This window comes from Streptomyces sp. NPDC046727, assembly GCF_040645635.1.
GTDB lineage: Bacteria > Actinomycetota > Actinomycetes > Streptomycetales > Streptomycetaceae > Streptomyces.
The window spans coordinates 290,469-305,230 of sequence record NZ_JBEYYR010000001.1; the positions used below are offsets into that span (position 1 = coordinate 290,469).

17 protein-coding genes and 1 tRNA gene are annotated in these 14,762 nt (G+C 70.5%); 3 read left to right on the forward strand and 15 right to left on the reverse strand.

What is annotated here, in order from left to right; genetic code table 11:
• Nucleotides 1–327: 327 nt before the first annotated feature.
• The 9 genes from rplL to ABZ937_RS01350 form a co-directional block, all read right to left on the reverse strand.
• Nucleotides 328–714, reverse strand: a complete 387-nt coding sequence (gene rplL / locus ABZ937_RS01310) for a 50S ribosomal protein L7/L12 (RefSeq protein WP_361684372.1) — start codon at nt 712–714, stop codon at nt 328–330.
• Nucleotides 715–825: 111 nt separating this feature from the next.
• A complete protein-coding gene (gene rplJ, locus ABZ937_RS01315) occupies nt 826–1,356 on the reverse strand; it encodes a 50S ribosomal protein L10 (protein ID WP_361684374.1) in 531 nt (176 codons plus the stop codon).
• Nucleotides 1,357–1,796: 440 nt separating this feature from the next.
• Nucleotides 1,797–2,714 (reverse strand): hypothetical protein, encoded by a 918-nt coding sequence (locus ABZ937_RS01320; RefSeq protein WP_361684376.1) that lies wholly within the window; start codon nt 2,712–2,714, stop codon nt 1,797–1,799.
• A 164-nt stretch (nt 2,715–2,878) separates the two neighbouring features.
• Complete coding sequence (gene rplA / locus ABZ937_RS01325; protein WP_361684378.1) at nt 2,879–3,604, reverse strand: 50S ribosomal protein L1; 726 nt, start codon at nt 3,602–3,604, stop codon at nt 2,879–2,881.
• 100 nt (nt 3,605–3,704) lie between these two features.
• Nucleotides 3,705–4,139, reverse strand: a complete 435-nt coding sequence (gene rplK, locus ABZ937_RS01330) for a 50S ribosomal protein L11 (RefSeq protein ID WP_031167035.1) — start codon at nt 4,137–4,139, stop codon at nt 3,705–3,707.
• Nucleotides 4,140–4,284: 145 nt separating this feature from the next.
• The gene (locus ABZ937_RS01335) at nt 4,285–4,707 is read right to left on the reverse strand and encodes a hypothetical protein (protein ID WP_361684380.1); all 423 of its coding nucleotides are present in this window, start codon (nt 4,705–4,707) and stop codon (nt 4,285–4,287) included.
• A 56-nt stretch (nt 4,708–4,763) separates the two neighbouring features.
• On the reverse strand, nt 4,764–5,621 hold the full coding sequence (nusG, locus tag ABZ937_RS01340) for a transcription termination/antitermination protein NusG (RefSeq protein WP_361684382.1): 858 nt from the start codon (nt 5,619–5,621) through the stop codon (nt 4,764–4,766).
• Between the two features lie 80 nt (nt 5,622–5,701).
• Complete coding sequence (gene secE, locus ABZ937_RS01345) at nt 5,702–5,986, reverse strand: preprotein translocase subunit SecE (RefSeq protein ID WP_361684384.1); 285 nt, start codon at nt 5,984–5,986, stop codon at nt 5,702–5,704.
• 106 nt (nt 5,987–6,092) lie between these two features.
• Nucleotides 6,093–6,165 (reverse strand) — tRNA-Trp (locus ABZ937_RS01350).
• 261 nt (nt 6,166–6,426) lie between these two features.
• Here ABZ937_RS01350 and ABZ937_RS01355 point away from each other — a divergent pair.
• Both ABZ937_RS01355 and ABZ937_RS01360 read left to right on the forward strand, forming a co-directional pair.
• Complete coding sequence (locus ABZ937_RS01355; RefSeq protein WP_361684386.1) at nt 6,427–7,653, forward strand: pyridoxal phosphate-dependent aminotransferase; 1,227 nt, start codon at nt 6,427–6,429, stop codon at nt 7,651–7,653.
• Between the two features lie 127 nt (nt 7,654–7,780).
• Nucleotides 7,781–8,821, forward strand: coding sequence for an adenosine deaminase (locus tag ABZ937_RS01360; RefSeq protein WP_361684388.1), 1,041 nt, complete (start codon nt 7,781–7,783; stop codon nt 8,819–8,821).
• Here the strand turns inward: ABZ937_RS01360 and ABZ937_RS01365 are convergent.
• Both ABZ937_RS01365 and ABZ937_RS01370 read right to left on the reverse strand, forming a co-directional pair.
• Nucleotides 8,766–9,473: a hypothetical protein gene (locus ABZ937_RS01365; RefSeq protein WP_361684390.1), complete on the reverse strand. Its 708-nt coding sequence runs from the start codon at nt 9,471–9,473 to the stop codon at nt 8,766–8,768. The genes ABZ937_RS01360 and ABZ937_RS01365 overlap by 56 nt on opposite strands.
• 33 nt (nt 9,474–9,506) lie before the next feature.
• On the reverse strand, nt 9,507–10,115 hold the full coding sequence (locus ABZ937_RS01370) for a helix-turn-helix domain-containing protein (RefSeq protein WP_361684392.1): 609 nt from the start codon (nt 10,113–10,115) through the stop codon (nt 9,507–9,509).
• Between the two features lie 104 nt (nt 10,116–10,219).
• Here ABZ937_RS01370 and ABZ937_RS01375 point away from each other — a divergent pair, with 104 nt between their 5' ends.
• The gene (locus ABZ937_RS01375; protein WP_361684394.1) at nt 10,220–10,852 is read left to right on the forward strand and encodes an NAD(P)H-binding protein; all 633 of its coding nucleotides are present in this window, start codon (nt 10,220–10,222) and stop codon (nt 10,850–10,852) included.
• Nucleotides 10,853–10,862: 10 nt separating this feature from the next.
• Here the strand turns inward: ABZ937_RS01375 and ABZ937_RS01380 are convergent, their stop codons facing one another.
• From ABZ937_RS01380 to ABZ937_RS01395, 4 genes are all read right to left on the reverse strand, one after another.
• Nucleotides 10,863–11,918: a UDP-N-acetylmuramate dehydrogenase gene (locus tag ABZ937_RS01380; RefSeq protein ID WP_361684396.1), complete on the reverse strand. Its 1,056-nt coding sequence runs from the start codon at nt 11,916–11,918 to the stop codon at nt 10,863–10,865.
• A gap of 180 nt (nt 11,919–12,098) precedes the next feature.
• A complete protein-coding gene (locus ABZ937_RS01385; RefSeq protein WP_361684398.1) occupies nt 12,099–13,556 on the reverse strand; it encodes a DHA2 family efflux MFS transporter permease subunit in 1,458 nt (485 codons plus the stop codon).
• Between the two features lie 87 nt (nt 13,557–13,643).
• Nucleotides 13,644–14,213, reverse strand: coding sequence for a helix-turn-helix domain-containing protein (locus ABZ937_RS01390; protein ID WP_361684400.1), 570 nt, complete (start codon nt 14,211–14,213; stop codon nt 13,644–13,646).
• Between the two features lie 119 nt (nt 14,214–14,332).
• On the reverse strand, nt 14,333–14,761 hold the full coding sequence (locus tag ABZ937_RS01395; protein WP_361684402.1) for a MaoC family dehydratase: 429 nt from the start codon (nt 14,759–14,761) through the stop codon (nt 14,333–14,335).
• Nucleotide 14,762: the final 1 nt, after the last annotated feature.

Sequence of the window (14,762 nt, forward strand, 5' to 3'; positions counted from 1 at the left end):
CAACGCCCTTGTCAACGCCCTCGGCATGTCTGCCCTCAACGCACGTTCATACTGCCCTCTTCGCCGTCGATCCATGCCTCGGATTCGGATCCTTGTGACGACGCGTCCTGAGAATTGCGCGCTGCGTGCGGTTCGTCAAGGCCCCCCAGCCCGGCATGGACCGACCGGAGACACGACGAAGATCACCTTACCCCTCACGAACACAGGTGCAAGGCAGCCCGGGCCGCACCCCGGGGAACGCCGAAGGGCGACCACCCGGATGGATGATCGCCCTTCGGTGCGTTCGCGTTACAGCCCTAGAGGGCCGCTTCTGCGGTCGCGAAGGTCTTACTTGACCTCGACGGAGGCACCGGCGCCCTTGAGGGCCTCGGCGGCCTTGTCAGCGGCCTCCTTGTTGACCTTCTCGAGGACCGGCTTCGGGGTGCCGTCGACGAGGTCCTTGGCCTCCTTCAGACCCAGGGAGGTCAGCTCACGCACGACCTTGATGACCTGGATCTTCTTGTCGCCGGCGCCGGTGAGGATGACGTCGAACTCGTCCTTCTCCTCGACGGCCTCGGCGGCGGCGCCACCAGCGGCACCACCGGCGACGACGACCGGCGCGGCAGCGGCGGCGGTGACGTCGAACTTCTCCTCGAACGCCTTCACGAACTCGGCGAGCTGGATCAGGGTCATGCCCTCGAACTCGGCGAGCAGTTCGTCCTGGGTGAGAGCCATGTTGGCTTTCCTTCCACTAATTCGGCTGGTGCCGGATGTACATGACTGGCGGGCGTACGTTCGGCCCGCTACGACCGCTGCCTGGAGGCGGCGGTCATGATGCGAGCCGAATTACTCGGCACCGCCCTGCTCGGCCTGCTTGGCGCGCAGCGCGTCCACGGTGCGGACGAGCTTCGACGGGAGCGCCTGGAAGAGCGAGGCAGCCTGGGACTGCTTGCCCTTCATGGCGCCCGCCAGCTTGGCGAGCAGAACCTCGCGGGACTCGAGGTCCGCAAGCTTCTTGATCTCGTCGGCGGAGAGGGCCTTGCCCTCCAGGACACCGCCCTTGATGACGAGATTGGGGTTGTCCTTGGCGAAGTCGCGCAGACCCTTCGCCGACTCCACCGGGTCACCGGTGACGAAGGCGACGGCCGTCGGGCCAGCGAAGAGCTGGTCCTCCAGCGTGATCCCGGCCTCCTTGGCCGCAATCTTGGTCAGCGTGTTCTTCACCACGGCGTACTGGGCGTTCTCACCGAGCGACCGGCGCAGCGTCTTGAGCTGCGCCACGGTGAGACCGCGGTACTCGGTCAGCACGGCGGCGTTGGAGCTGCGGAACTTGTCCGTCAGCTCGGCAACCGCGGCAGCCTTGTCGGGCCTCGCCATAGAGCCTCGGCCTCCTTCCGGGTGATTCGGACCGCGCGGACCCGAAGGAGGACTGGGGAAACGAAACGCCCCGGCGCAGGCGCACGGGGCGGACTCGACCGGCCGTACACGCGCTCGGCGCGCGCACTCCGGGAGTTCTTCCACAGTCACCTGCGCGGGTCGTCCACTTTTCAGCGGATCCTTCGGCCACCGCGCCCTCGTTCGAGTGCACGGCAACGACCAGCGGTCTTTGGCTTCGGCAAGAGAGTACGGGACCGGGGCGCCGCCGAGCAAATCGGGCCGTTCACGGGCGACGGCCGCCGCCGCGGGGCCCTGGGGCCTCTCGCGGCCGGCGGCCGACGTACGCGCAGAAACTTCACCCGGAACTCCCCCGAGGGCGCTCAGGCCGGCGCACAGCACGCCCGGGGGCGCGCCTCAGGGGTTCGCGGGGTGCCTCCGGGTCAGGAGACGGTGCCGGTGCCGCCCGTGGCGGTACCGGCGGACTTCAGCAGGTCCGCGAAGTCCTTGGTGTCGCCGGCCGGGGGCGCCTCGGCGGTGACCTTCACGCCGTAGTCGGTGTAGAAGGTCGTGTTGGTCATGGTGCCGTTGGCCATGGCGGCCTTCTCGGACTTCTTGACCAGCAGGTTCTGGTCGTTGATCCAGATGTCGACGGTGTCGGTGGTGACGCCGGCCTGGCTGAGCTGCTTCTTCAGGGCCGACATCTGCTCTGCGCTGAGGTTGCTGGTCTTGTCGGCCAGCTCCGCGACGTTCACCGTGCCCGAGTAGTGGGTGGTCGCGACGCCGGAGACCTTCTCCTCGCCGACCTTCTTGACGTCGCCGGAGGCCAGCAGCATCTTCACGGACTGGTTCGGCGTGGCGTTCTGGATCTGGTCCTTCATGTACGAACCGGAGGCGCCGCCGAGCTTGGCGAGGTCGTCGTACGAGTACTTGATCCAGTGCTTGCCGCCGCCCGCCTGCTGGGCGTAGGCGTCGCTCATGTGGGCGTAGTAGGCGTCCGGCAGGTAGCGGGCCTCCATGGAGGAGGTGCCGGCCTTCTTCATCATCTCGGCCAGCTGGCCGCCGGTGTAGGTGATGGTGAGGTTGCCCTTGAGGCCGTTGCCCCAGGTGAGGGCGCCGTTCGCGGTCATCGACATGGTGTCGCCGACGGACGTGGTGGAACGCACCTTGGCCGAGTCGGCGTTGGCGGTGGACTTCTCGGCGGAACGCAGGGCGGCTATGGGGCTGACGTGGATCTCGCTCTTGCCGGCCGCCTTGTCACCGCCCTTGTCGGAGTCGGAGGAACCGCAGGCGGCCACTCCGGTCAGCGCGGCCACCACCGCTATGGAAAGGGTCGCCCGGCGCGCGGTCGTGCTCTTCATCTGCTCCCACCCCTATGCGTGTCCTGTGCCTGCACCGTATCCCAGGCCCCTAACAGTCGTGCGAAAGGTCGTACAACGAAAGGACGGGCCCGGAACCTCCTGGGTTCCGGGCCCGCCCTTTTCTTTACGCGTACCTGACGCGGCTACCGGGCTGAGCGGAGGGCTCAGACGGCGGCCGGGTCCTCCTCGACGAGGAGGTTACGGGTGCGGTTCGGGTCGACCGGGATGCCGGGGCCCATCGTGGTGGTGATGGCGGCCTTCTTGATGTAGCGACCCTTGGCGGCGGACGGCTTCAGACGGAGGATCTCCTCCAGCGCGGCGCCGTAGTTCTCCACCAGCTTGGCGTCGTCGAAGGACGCCTTGCCGATGATGAAGTGCAGGTTCGAGTGCTTGTCGACGCGGAACTCGATCTTGCCGCCCTTGATGTCGGTGACGGCCTTGGCGACGTCGGGGGTGACGGTGCCGGTCTTCGGGTTCGGCATCAGACCACGCGGGCCGAGGACGCGGCCGAGGCGGCCGACCTTGCCCATGAGGTCCGGGGTGGCGACGACGGCGTCGAAGTCCAGACGGCCCTTCGCCACCTCGTCGATCAGCTCGTCGGCGCCGACGATGTCGGCGCCCGCGGCACGCGCGGCCTCGGCACGGTCGCCGGTCGCGAAGACCAGGACCCGGGCGGTCTTACCGGTGCCGTGCGGAAGGTTCACGGTGCCACGGACCATCTGGTCGGCCTTGCGCGGGTCGACACCCAGACGGAAGGCGACCTCGACGGTGGAGTCGAACTTGGTCGTGGAGGTCTCCTTGGCGAGACGGACGGCCTCGAGCGGGGCGTACAGCTTCTCCCGGTCGACCTTGGCGTCCGCAGCGCGGAGAGCCTTGCTGCGCTTGCTCACAACTTGCTCCTGTGTGTTCTGAAAGGAGTCGTGGTATCCGGGCCGAGCAGGCCCTGCCACGTGCGACCGGCTACGGCCGCATGGACTGCTGGGGGTGGGTTCAGCCCTCGACCGTGATGCCCATGGAGCGGGCGGTGCCGGCGATGATCTTCGACGCGGCGTCCAGGTCGTTCGCGTTGAGGTCGGGCATCTTGGTCTGGGCGATCTCGCGGACCTGCGCCTCGGTGATCTTGGCGACCTTGGTCTTGTGCGGCTCGCCGGAGCCCTTCTCGACACCCGCGGCCTTGAGGATCATCTTCGCGGCCGGCGGCGTCTTGGTGACGAAGGTGAAGGAGCGGTCCTCGTAGACCGTGATCTCCACCGGGATGACCCAGCCACGCTGCGACTCGGTCGCGGCGTTGTAGGCCTTGCAGAACTCCATGATGTTGACGCCGTGCTGACCGAGCGCGGGGCCGACCGGCGGAGCGGGGTTCGCCGCACCGGCGTTGATCTGGAGCTTGATGAGCCCCGTGACCTTCTTCTTCTTGGGAGGCATGCTCTCTCCGGGTCCTTACTGAGAGGTTGATTGCCATCCGCGCCATCCGGATCCATGTGATCCGGATCCATGCGTCGCATGATCCCGCAGATGGCATACCGCACCACGATAGCCGCTGTCCCCTCGGGACAAGAAATCGCCCAGGTCAGGCGGGGTGCGCGGGGTTCTCGGTCCGTCGACCGCGCAGCACGTGCGCGGCCCCGGCGAGCAGCGCGAGCAGCGTCGCACCGCCCGGCACCGCGAGCAGTACGGCCACGCTCCCGCGCCCGGTGTCGTCGGCGAGCGCGATCCGCTCCGGCTCGCCGGGCGCGTACCGCACGTCCACGGTGTCGCCTTCGGCGTGGCCACGCGCGCGCGTGCCGAGCGGGAGGCCGGTCGTCACGTCCTCGCCCTCCAGCGAGAAGGTGACGGCGCAGCCGCCGAGGAAGCACGCCCCGTCGTGGAACGTGGCCGTGGCCGGCTCCGCGCCCCGGACCTCGGTGCGCAGCCAGGCGGCCGGGAGGACGAGGACGTACGTCGCCACCAGCAGCACCAGGGCGGCCACCGCGCCGAGGACGGCGGGCCGCACACGACGAGGGCGCCCCGGCCCGGTGCTCACCGGCGGGGCGCCCTCGGGACGTGTGTTCAGTTCTTCTGGATCTGGTCGAAGGACAGCTCGACCGGGGTCTCGCGGCCGAAGATCTCGACCAGGCCCTTGACCTTCTTCGAGTCGGGGTTGATCTCGTTGATGGTGGCCTGGAGCGTGGCGAACGGGCCGTCGGTGACGGTGACCGAGTCGCCGACCTCGAAGTCCAGGACCTGGACCTCGACCTTGCGCTGCGGGGCGGGCTTGCCCTCGGCCTCGGCGGCCTCGCGGGCGGCCTTCTCCTCGGCCTCCGGGGCGAGCATCTTGACGATCTCGTCCAGGGTCAGCGGGTACGGGTCGTAGGCGTTGCCGACGAAGCCGGTGACGCCCGGCGTGTTGCGGACGACGCCCCAGGACTCGTTGGTCAGGTCCATGCGGACCAGAACGTAACCCGGCAGCTTGTTCTGCTTGATCGTCTTGCGGTCGCCGTTCTTGATCTGGACGACCTCTTCCTGCGGCACCTCGGCCTGGAAGATGTAGTCCTCGACGTTCAGCGAGACGGCGCGCTGCTCCAGGTTGGTCTTCACGCGGTTCTCGTAGCCGGCGTACGTGTGGATGACGTACCACTCGCCGGGCAGGGTGCGCAGTTCCTCGCGCAGGGCGGCGATCGGGTCGACCGGGGCGGCCGGCTCCTCCTCGACGGCTTCCGCGACAGCGGCTTCCTCGTCGGCCTCGTCGGCCTCGTCGGCCTCTTCGCCCTCGTCCTCGGTGTGCAGGGCGGCCTCCTCGGCCGGCTCACCCGCCTCGGCCTCGGCAGCCTCGAACTCGTCCTGCTCGTCCGCGCCCTCGACGATGTCCAGCTCGTCATCCACCGTCTCGTCCGGCTCGATGGCGTCGTTCAGGTTCGGGTCAGACACGATGGCTGCTTCTTCCTGGATACATAGGGGTGGAACATGCGAAAACGGGCGCCGGTGCCACGGCGCCCTTCGCTCTTGGCTCAGCCGAAGACGTACTTGGCCGCGTGGTTGAGCCCATAGTCAATCACGGTCACCAGGGCGATCATGATGGCGACGAAGAAGATCACCACGGTGGTGTACGAAGTCAGCTGGTTACGCGACGGCCAGACGACCTTGCGGAGTTCCGCGATGACCTGGCGGTAGAAGGTGGCGAGGCGCTTGAGCGGGCCCTTCTTGGCGCGCTTGCCGCCCTTGCGAGCCTTCTTCTTGGACTCGGGCACCTCGTCGGCATCAGGCGTGTCGATGGAGCCCACGGCGTCCGTCATAGTCCTCACCTGATCCCGGGTCGTGGCCGTGCCGCGCCCGGTTTCTGAGCCGCACGGCGGTGCATTGCTGTACGTACATGCGCACACATCCTGGCGGTGTGTGTAGCAGGGCCGGAGGGACTTGAACCCCCAACCGCCGGTTTTGGAGACCGGTGCTCTACCAATTGAGCTACGACCCTTTGTGTGTCCCCCAACGTACCGCATCCGACCGGGTGCGCGGTGTGCACCGGCTCGGCCGCGGCTGCTGAAGGCCAACGAGGTGAGAGTGTACGTGGTCCGCGGCCCGGCGTCGAACAGAAACTGCCCGTCCAGAGGCGCGCGACCAAAGATCGTCCTGGCCGGAGACCGGATTCGGACCCGTGTTCACGCCTCGACCCCTTGCTGTTCAGTCTGTGAAACCCGCGTGCCGGGGGGATTTCCGGTCTGGAACGATGGGCCGCATGAGCGCTGCAATCCCACCCACCGAGCGCCGGGTCTCCGCCCGAGTCGGCGCGATCTCCGAGTCCGCCACCCTCGCCGTGGACGCCAAGGCCAAGGCCCTGAAGGCCGCCGGGCGTCCGGTGATCGGCTTCGGCGCAGGTGAGCCCGACTTCCCGACCCCGGACTACATCGTCGAGGCGGCCGTCGAGGCCTGCAAGAACCCGAAGTACCACCGCTACACGCCGGCCGGCGGCCTGCCCGAGCTGAAGGCCGCGATCGCCGCGAAGACGCTGCGCGACTCCGGCTGGGAGCCCGACGTCTCGCAGATCCTCGTCACCAACGGCGGCAAGCAGGCCATCTACGAGGCGTTCGCCGCGATCCTCGACCCGGGCGACGAGGTCATCGTCCCGGCGCCGTACTGGACGACGTACCCGGAGTCGATCCGCCTCGCGGGCGGTGTCCCGGTGGAGGTCGTCGCCGACGAGACGACCGGCTACCGCGTCTCCGTGGAGCAGCTGGAGGCGGCGCGCACGGAGAAGACGAAGGTCGTGCTCTTCGTCTCGCCGTCCAACCCGACCGGCGCGGTGTACTCCGAGGCCGAGACCGAGGCGATCGGCCGCTGGGCCGTCGAGCACGGCCTGTGGGTGCTCACCGACGAGATCTACGAGCACCTGGTCTACGGCGACGCCGCCGCCGTGTCCCTGCCCGCGCTCCTGCCCGAGCTGCGCGACAAGTGCGTCGTGGTCAACGGTGTGGCGAAGACGTACGCCATGACCGGCTGGCGTGTGGGCTGGGTCATCGGCCCGAAGGACGTCGTCAAGGCCGCGACGAACCTGCAGTCGCACGCCACCTCGAACGTCTCGAACGTCGCCCAGGTGGCCGCCCTGGCCGCCGTCTCCGGTGACCTTGAGGCCGTCGCGAAGATGCGCGAGGCCTTCGACCGGCGCCGCAAGAAGATCGTGTCGATGCTCAACGAGATCGACGGCGTGGTCTGCCCGGAGCCCGAGGGCGCGTTCTACGCCTACCCCTCGGTGAAGGCGCTGCTCGGCAGGGAGATCCGCGGCAAGCGCCCGCAGGACACGGTCGAGCTGGCCGCGCTGATCCTGGAGGAGGCCGAGGTCGCGGTCGTCCCGGGCGAGGCCTTCGGCACCCCCGGCTACCTGCGGCTGTCGTACGCGCTCGGTGACGAGGACCTCGTCGAGGGCGTGAGCCGGATCCAGAAGCTGCTGGCGGAGGCGCGGGCCTAGTTCCCGGCCGCCACGCGCGCGTGCGGGCCGTTTCCCTCCGGGGGAACGGCCCGCTTCTGTGTGCGAGCAAGCCCACGTACGGGGAAACGGCTACCGGGACGGCGGTGGCGTACGGCAGGATCTGGGAATGGAGCGTGTACGTGATCTCTCTGAGCTGCCGAAGGCCCACCTGCACCTGCACTTCACCGGCTCGATGCGGCCGGGGACCGTCCTGGAACTGGCCGACAAGTACGGCGTACGTCTGCCCGAGGCACTGACCGACGCGCTGACCAGCGGCGAACCGCCCAGGCTGCGCGCCACGGACGAGCGGGGCTGGTTCCGCTTCCAGCGGCTGTACGACGCGGCGCGCTCCTGCCTGCGCGAGCCGGAGGACATCCAGCGGCTGGTCCGGGAGGCCGCGGAGGAGGACCTGAAGGACGGCTCGGGCTGGCTGGAGATCCAGGTGGACCCCACGTCGTACGCGCCCCGGCTGGGCGGGCTGATCCCGGCCCTGGAGATCATCCTGGACGCGGTGGACACGGCGTCCCGGGAGACCGGGCTCGGTATGCGCGTCCTGGTCGCCGCGAACCGGATGAAGCACCCGCTGGACGCGCGCACCCTGGCCCGGCTGGCGGTGCGCTACGCGGACCGGGGCGTGGTCGGCTTCGGGCTCTCGAACGACGAGCGGCGCGGCATGGCGCGGGACTTCGACCGGGCCTTCCACATCGCGCGTGAGGGCGGCCTGCTGTCGGCCCCGCACGGCGGCGAGCTGACCGGCCCGGCGTCGGTCCGGGACTGCCTGGACGACCTGCACGCCACACGGGTGGGGCACGGGGTGCGGGCGGCCGAGGACCCGCGGCTGCTGAAGCGGCTGGCCGACCGGGGCGTGACCTGCGAGGTCTGCCCGGCCTCGAACGTGGCGCTCGGCGTCTACGAGAAGCCCGAGGACGTGCCCCTGCGCACGCTCTTCGAGGCGGGCGTCCCGATGGCCCTGGGCGCCGACGACCCGCTGCTGTTCGGCTCCCGGCTGGCCGCCCAGTACGAGATCGCCCGCCACGCCCACGGCTTCACGGACGCCGAACTCGCGGAGCTGGCCCGGCAGTCGGTCCGGGGTTCGGCGGCCCCGGAGGAGGTCAGGGCGCGGCTGCTGGCCGGCGTGGACGACTGGCTGGCGCGCCCGGCGGCCTGAAGTGGGCGTAGGGCGGACAGGGCTTGAAGCGGATCATCAGCTCGACCGGGTGTCCGCCGCCGGGCGGATCGGCCAGGTGGAACACCGATCCCAGGTACGCCATGTGTCCCTCGCCGACCCCCTCCTGGTGCGGTCCGTGGCCCGCCGCGCGAGCGAGCCGGATCGCCGTGTCGGCGAACATGTCCCGGTTGCCGAAGAGGAAGAGGGCACGCGCGTGCGTGGCGTGCCTCAGCTCTTCCCGGAAGCCGATGCGCTCCTGGCGTGCGCGCCAGGCGGCGGCGTCCCGCGCGGTGCGCGCCTCGTCGGTGCGGACGGTCAGCGGGGTGCCCTGCCGTAGCCCGCGGCGCAGCTCGGGCCACCGGCTGGGGCGCAGGCCGAGGCTGTCATGGGCGAGGACGAGGTCGACCGGCTCGCCGACGCCCTCGTCGGGCGGGACGCTGTCGCGCAGCGGCACGTGGACGATCGTGTGCCGGGAGCAGGCCGCGAAGGAGAACAGGCCGGCGAGCCGGCTGAGCCCGTCGTGGTCGCCGAGCAGCAGGCCGATGGGGTCGGGGGCGCGCAGCGAGGTGTGGCGCAGGGGGTGCCGGGGCTGGACGATCCGGTGGGTGTACGGCCCGGTGCGCGGCCGGAACTCCCGCAGTCTCAGCCGCACGGGTGGTGCCTCATGGCAGCAGGCTGGCGGGGCTCATGGGCTGTCCGCAACGGAGATTCCGCCCAGCAGGGTCCGCGCCAGCCGGGCGGCGAAGTCGTCGACGGGCGGCCGTTCGCCGCTCTCGGTGGCGTCGTAGGCGAAGGCGCGCTGGGCGCAGGCACCCAGGAGGAGCGAGGCCGCGGCGTAGGTGTCGGCGCCGCCGCGGACCCGGCCGGCGGCCTGTTCGGCGCGGAGATAGGCGTCCAGGCCCTGGAGGGGCACGTGCGGGCCGGAGCCGATGGTGCGCAGGGCGTCGTAGTGGCGCCGCTTGAGCTGGGTCTCGGCGTACAGGGAGGCGGCGATCGGGAAGCTCTGCTCGTAGAACAGAGCGGCCTGGCGGGCGATCTCGGTGAGGTTCTCCTCCAGGGTGCCCCGTCCGGGTTCGGCGGCGAGGCTGTCGAGCAGCGGGGCGAGCCGGGGCAGGCGCTCGGCGAGAACCCGTACGAACAGCTCTTCCTTGCTGTCGAAGTACTTGTAGAGGGCCGCTTCGGAGCAGCCGGCCGCGCGGGCGATCTCCTTGGTGGTGGCGCGGGCGAGTCCGACGGTGAGCATCAGCTCGTGGGCGGCGTCGAGGATGCGGACACGCGCCGGCTTCGTCTCCATGGGGCTCCCTTGCTGCTTGACGGGTGGGTGAGTGCTTACCCACTCTAGGGTGCAGCAGGGTGAGTAAGTATTCACCCACCTCTCGGGAGAACAGAGGAGTCACCATGAAGCTGACGGTTTTCGGCGCCACGGGAGGGATCGGCCGGGAGCTGGTCCGTCAGGCCCTGGACGCCGGTCACGAGGTCACGGCGGTCGTACGGGACCCCGCCCGGCTCGGCGTCACCGGGGACCGTCTGGAGGTCGCCCGCAGCGGTCTGACCGACCCGGAGGAGCTGCGCGCCGCCGTCCGGGGCCGCGACGCGGTCCTGTCCGGCCTGGGCGCCCGCAGCCGCAAGGACGCCGGGGTGGCGACCCGGCTGACGCGTACGGTCCTCGGCGCCATGGAGGCGGAGGGCGTACGCCGGCTGCTGGTGGTCAGCGCCGCCCCGGTCGGCCCGGCTCCGGCGGACGACGGCGCCCTGGACCGCGGGATGCGGGGCCTCGTGTCGGCGATCCTGAAGGACGTCTACGCCGATCTGCGCGAGATGGAGGCCGAGCTGGCCCGCAGCGGCACCGACTGGACGTCCGTACGGCCGCCGCGTCTGCAGAACAAGCCGCTCACCGGGCGCTACCGCACGGTGATCGGCGGCTTCCCGCCCAAGGGCCGCTTCATCGCGCGCGCGGACGTCGCGCACGCGATGCTGTCGATGGTCGACGCCGGGGAGACGGTGAAGCAGGGGGTGGGGGTGGCCTACTGAGCCGGCCCGGCTACAGGCTCACGCCCACGGTCACCGGCTCGTTGACCAGCGTGACGCCGAAGGCCTCGCGGACGCCGGCGACCACCTCGCGGGCCAGGGCCAGCAGGTCCTCCGTGGTGGCACGGCCCCGGTTGGTGAGGGCGAGGGTGTGCTTGGTGGAGATGCGGGCGGGGCCGGTGCCGTAGCCCTTGGTGAAGCCCGCCTTGTCGATCAGCCAGGCCGCGGAGGTCTTCGTACGGCCCTCCCCCGCCGGGTAGGCGGGCGGCTCGACGCCGTCGCCCAGCCGCTCGCGCACGCGCGCGTGGAACGCGGCGAACTGCTCGTCGGTGAGGATCGGGTTGGTGAAGAAGGAACCGGCCGACCAGGTGTCGTGGTCCTCGGCGTCCAGCACCATGCCCTTCCCGGCGCGCAGCTTCAGCACGGTCTCGCGGGCGTCGGCGAGCGGCACCCGGTCGCCGGGCTCCACGCCGAGCGCGCGGGCCGCCTCGGCGTACTTGACCGGCGCGGACAGCCCGCCCGCGTCCTCCAGCTCGAAGCGGACCCGGAGCACGACATAGCGCTCGGGATCGGCCTTGAAGCGGCTGTGGCGGTACGAGAAGGCGCACTCCTCGTTGGTCAGCGTGACGGTCTCGCCGGCCCGCCGGTCGTACGCGATCACCTCCGTGATCGTCGAGGAGACCTCCTGGCCGTAGGCGCCCACGTTCTGGATCGGCGTGGCGCCCGCGGAGCCGGGGATGCCGGCCAGGCACTCGATCCCGGCGAGCCCGGCCTCCACGGTGCGCGCGACGGCGTCGGTCCACACCTCGCCGGCCGCCAGCTCCAGGGTCGTGCCGCGCAGTTCGACACCGCGCGTGGCGATGCGCAGGGCGGTGCCGTCGAAGCCCTTGTCGCCGATGACGAGGTTCGACCCGCCGCCGATGATCAGCAGCGGGGTACCGCTGTCGTCGGCCTCACGGACAGCGGCGATCACCTCGGCGTCGGTCGCGGCGGTCACCAGCCGCGTCGCGGGACCGCCCAGCCGGAAGGTGGTCAGCGGGGCAAGGGGGGCGTCGTGGAGTACCTGCACGGGCCCAAGACTACGAGACGGGTCCGACAGCGCCGTACGCGCGCGTGCGGGCCCCCTCCCGCTTCCGTCGCTCGCCTCCGGGGCCGTGGCAGGTCGCCGCGCACGCGCGTGCACCCGCAGAACACACGCACGCGCGCGTGGACCGTTGTGAGCCACGGTCCACGCCCGCGGTGGCGCCGGTCAGCGGGACGTGGCTTCGAGGACCGGTGCGGGCGCCTGTCCCGCCGCCGTGGCGGTCGTGCCGGCGCTCCGGCGGGCCGGGATCACCAGGGCGGCGACCGCGGCGAGGGCGACCACCGCCGAGCCGGTGACGAGGGCCGGCCGCAGACCGTCCACGAAGTTCTGCGCGGACTCGTAGCCGCCCCGCGCGGAGAAGATCGACGACATGACCGCGATGCCGAGTGCACCGCCCACCTCGCGCAGCGCGTTGTTCGCACCGGAGGCGATGCCCTGTTCCTGCGGGCTGACGCTGGACATGACCAGGGCGGCGGCCGGTGCGAAGAACAGGGCCATGCCGACGCCGCTGATGATCAGGGCGGGCAGCTGGACGGCGTAGGAGGCGTCCGTGGTGGCCACCCAGGCCATGTAGCCGAGCCCGGCGGCCTGCAGGAACAGTCCCGCGGCGACGACCGGCCGGCCGCCGACCCGGTCGGAGAGGATCCCGGCGACGGGCGCGACGAGCATCGGCATGCCGGTCCAGGGCAGCATCCTGAGCCCCGCCTCGGTGGGCGAATAGCCGAGGACGCCCTGCATGTACTGGCTGAGCAGGAAGATCGAGCCGAACATCCCGACGAACATCAGCAGGCTGGCCGCGTTGATCCCGGCGAAGGCGCGGGAGCGGAACAGCCGCATCGGCAGCATGGGGCCGGCTGCGCGGGAGCTGTAGAGCACGAAGCCCGCCAGCAGCGCGCCGCCCGCGCTCAGCGCGGTCAGCACCACGGGGTCGGTCCAGCCGTCGGCGGGCCCGCGGACCAGGCCGTACACGATTCCGAAGAGCCCGCCGCTGGCGAGCAGCGTGCCGGGGACGTCGAGCCGGGCGCCGGCGCCGTAGGACTCGGCCAGGCGCAGCCGGGCGAGCGGCAGCGCGACCAGGCCGAGCGGGACGTTCAGCCAGAAGATCCAGTGCCAGGAGACGTGTTCGGTGAGGCTGCCGCCGATCAGCGGCCCGGAGGCGACGGCGAGCCCGTTGACGGCGCCCCAGATGCCGTACACCGTCCCTCGCCTGGCCGCGGGCACGGCCGCGGTCAGGAGGGTCAGTGTGAGCGGCATCATCACGGCCGCGCCGACACCCTGGACCGCGCGGGCGGCGATCAGGGAGCCGATGCCGGGTGCCATGGCCGCGGCGGCGGAGGCGCCGGTGAACACGGCGAGTCCGGCGATGAAGAGCCGACGGCGCCCGAAGCGGTCGCCGAGCGCGGCGCCGGTCATCAGCAGGACGGCGAAGGTGAGCGTGTAGGCGCTCACGGTCCACTCCAGGTCGTCCAGCGCGCCGCCGAGGTCCTCGCGGATGGAGGGCAGGGCGGTCGTGACGACGAGGTTGTCCAGGGCCGCCATGAAGCCGGCGACGCTGGTGATGACGAGGGCCCACACGGCCCCCGCGCGCGAGGTGGTGCTGGGTATTGCTGACTGCTGTGCCATCGCTCCCCCGGAGAATGATCTCTGGTTAGTTATTGCTGACTAACTTTCGTGGGCAGGGAAAGGCGTCGCCGGCCCTCCCCGCCCGCCCTACTTTTCCAGGCGCCCCGTCACCCGAGCCGACGGATAGAGCCCCTCCCACACCCGATGCCGAGGCGGGAAACCCATGGCCACCAGGCAGTTGATCAGCATTCCGTACGCCAGGAACGTGGTCGTCTCGTCGACGTCCGCACCGAGCGGCAGATGCACCGTGTCCCACAGCCGCATCCACCCGGCCCGGACGGTCTCGCCGAACTCGCGGTCGCCCTCCTCCTCGGCGGCCGCCACCGCGACGTACATCTGCATCTGCATCATCAGCCGCTCGGGCCGCTCCGCGATGACCTTGGTGTACGCGTTCGCCATGGCGTGCAGGGCCTCTTCGCCCCGCAGCCCTTCGGAGGCTTCCTCGAAGGTCCGGATGGTTTCCTCCACGCAGCGTTCCGCCGCCGCCAGGAAGATCGCCTTCTTGCCCGGGAAGAGCCGGAAGAGATACGGCTGCGACACCCCGACCCGCTTGGCGATCGCCTCGGTGGAGGTGCCGTGGTATCCGCCGCGCGCGAACTCGGACATCGCCGCGCGGATGACACTCTCGCGCCGCTCCTCTGCGCTCATCCTGACCATGCGACTAAGTTAGTACTCAATCACTAACTTGGCAACAGCGCCTCCGCGCGGGGATACGCGTAAGGGGCGCCGCTCCATGGAGGGCGCCCCTTACGTTCGTGAGCCTGCCGGCCCGGCCGTCAGGCCAGTCGTACGACCGCCCGGGACATGCCCAGCACCTTCTGGCCGGCGCTCATCGCCGTGAGGTCGACCCGCACGGTGTTGTCGTCCAGCTTGGCCGCGACCTTGCCGCTGACCTCGATCAGGGCGCCCTGGCCGTCGTTCGGGACGACGACGGGCTTGGTGAAGCGGACTCCGTACTCCACGACCGCGCCCGGGTCCCCGGTCCAGTCGGTGACCACGCGGATCGCCTCGGCCATGGTGAACATGCCGTGCGCGATGACGTCCGGCAGGCCCACCTCCTTGGCGAACTTCTCGTTCCAGTGGATCGGATTGAAGTCCCCGGAGGCACCCGCGTACCGCACGAGTGTGTCTCGGGTCACGGGGAAGCTCTGGGCCGGCAGCTCGGTGCCGACCTCGACGTCGTCGTACGCGATCTTCGCCGTCATC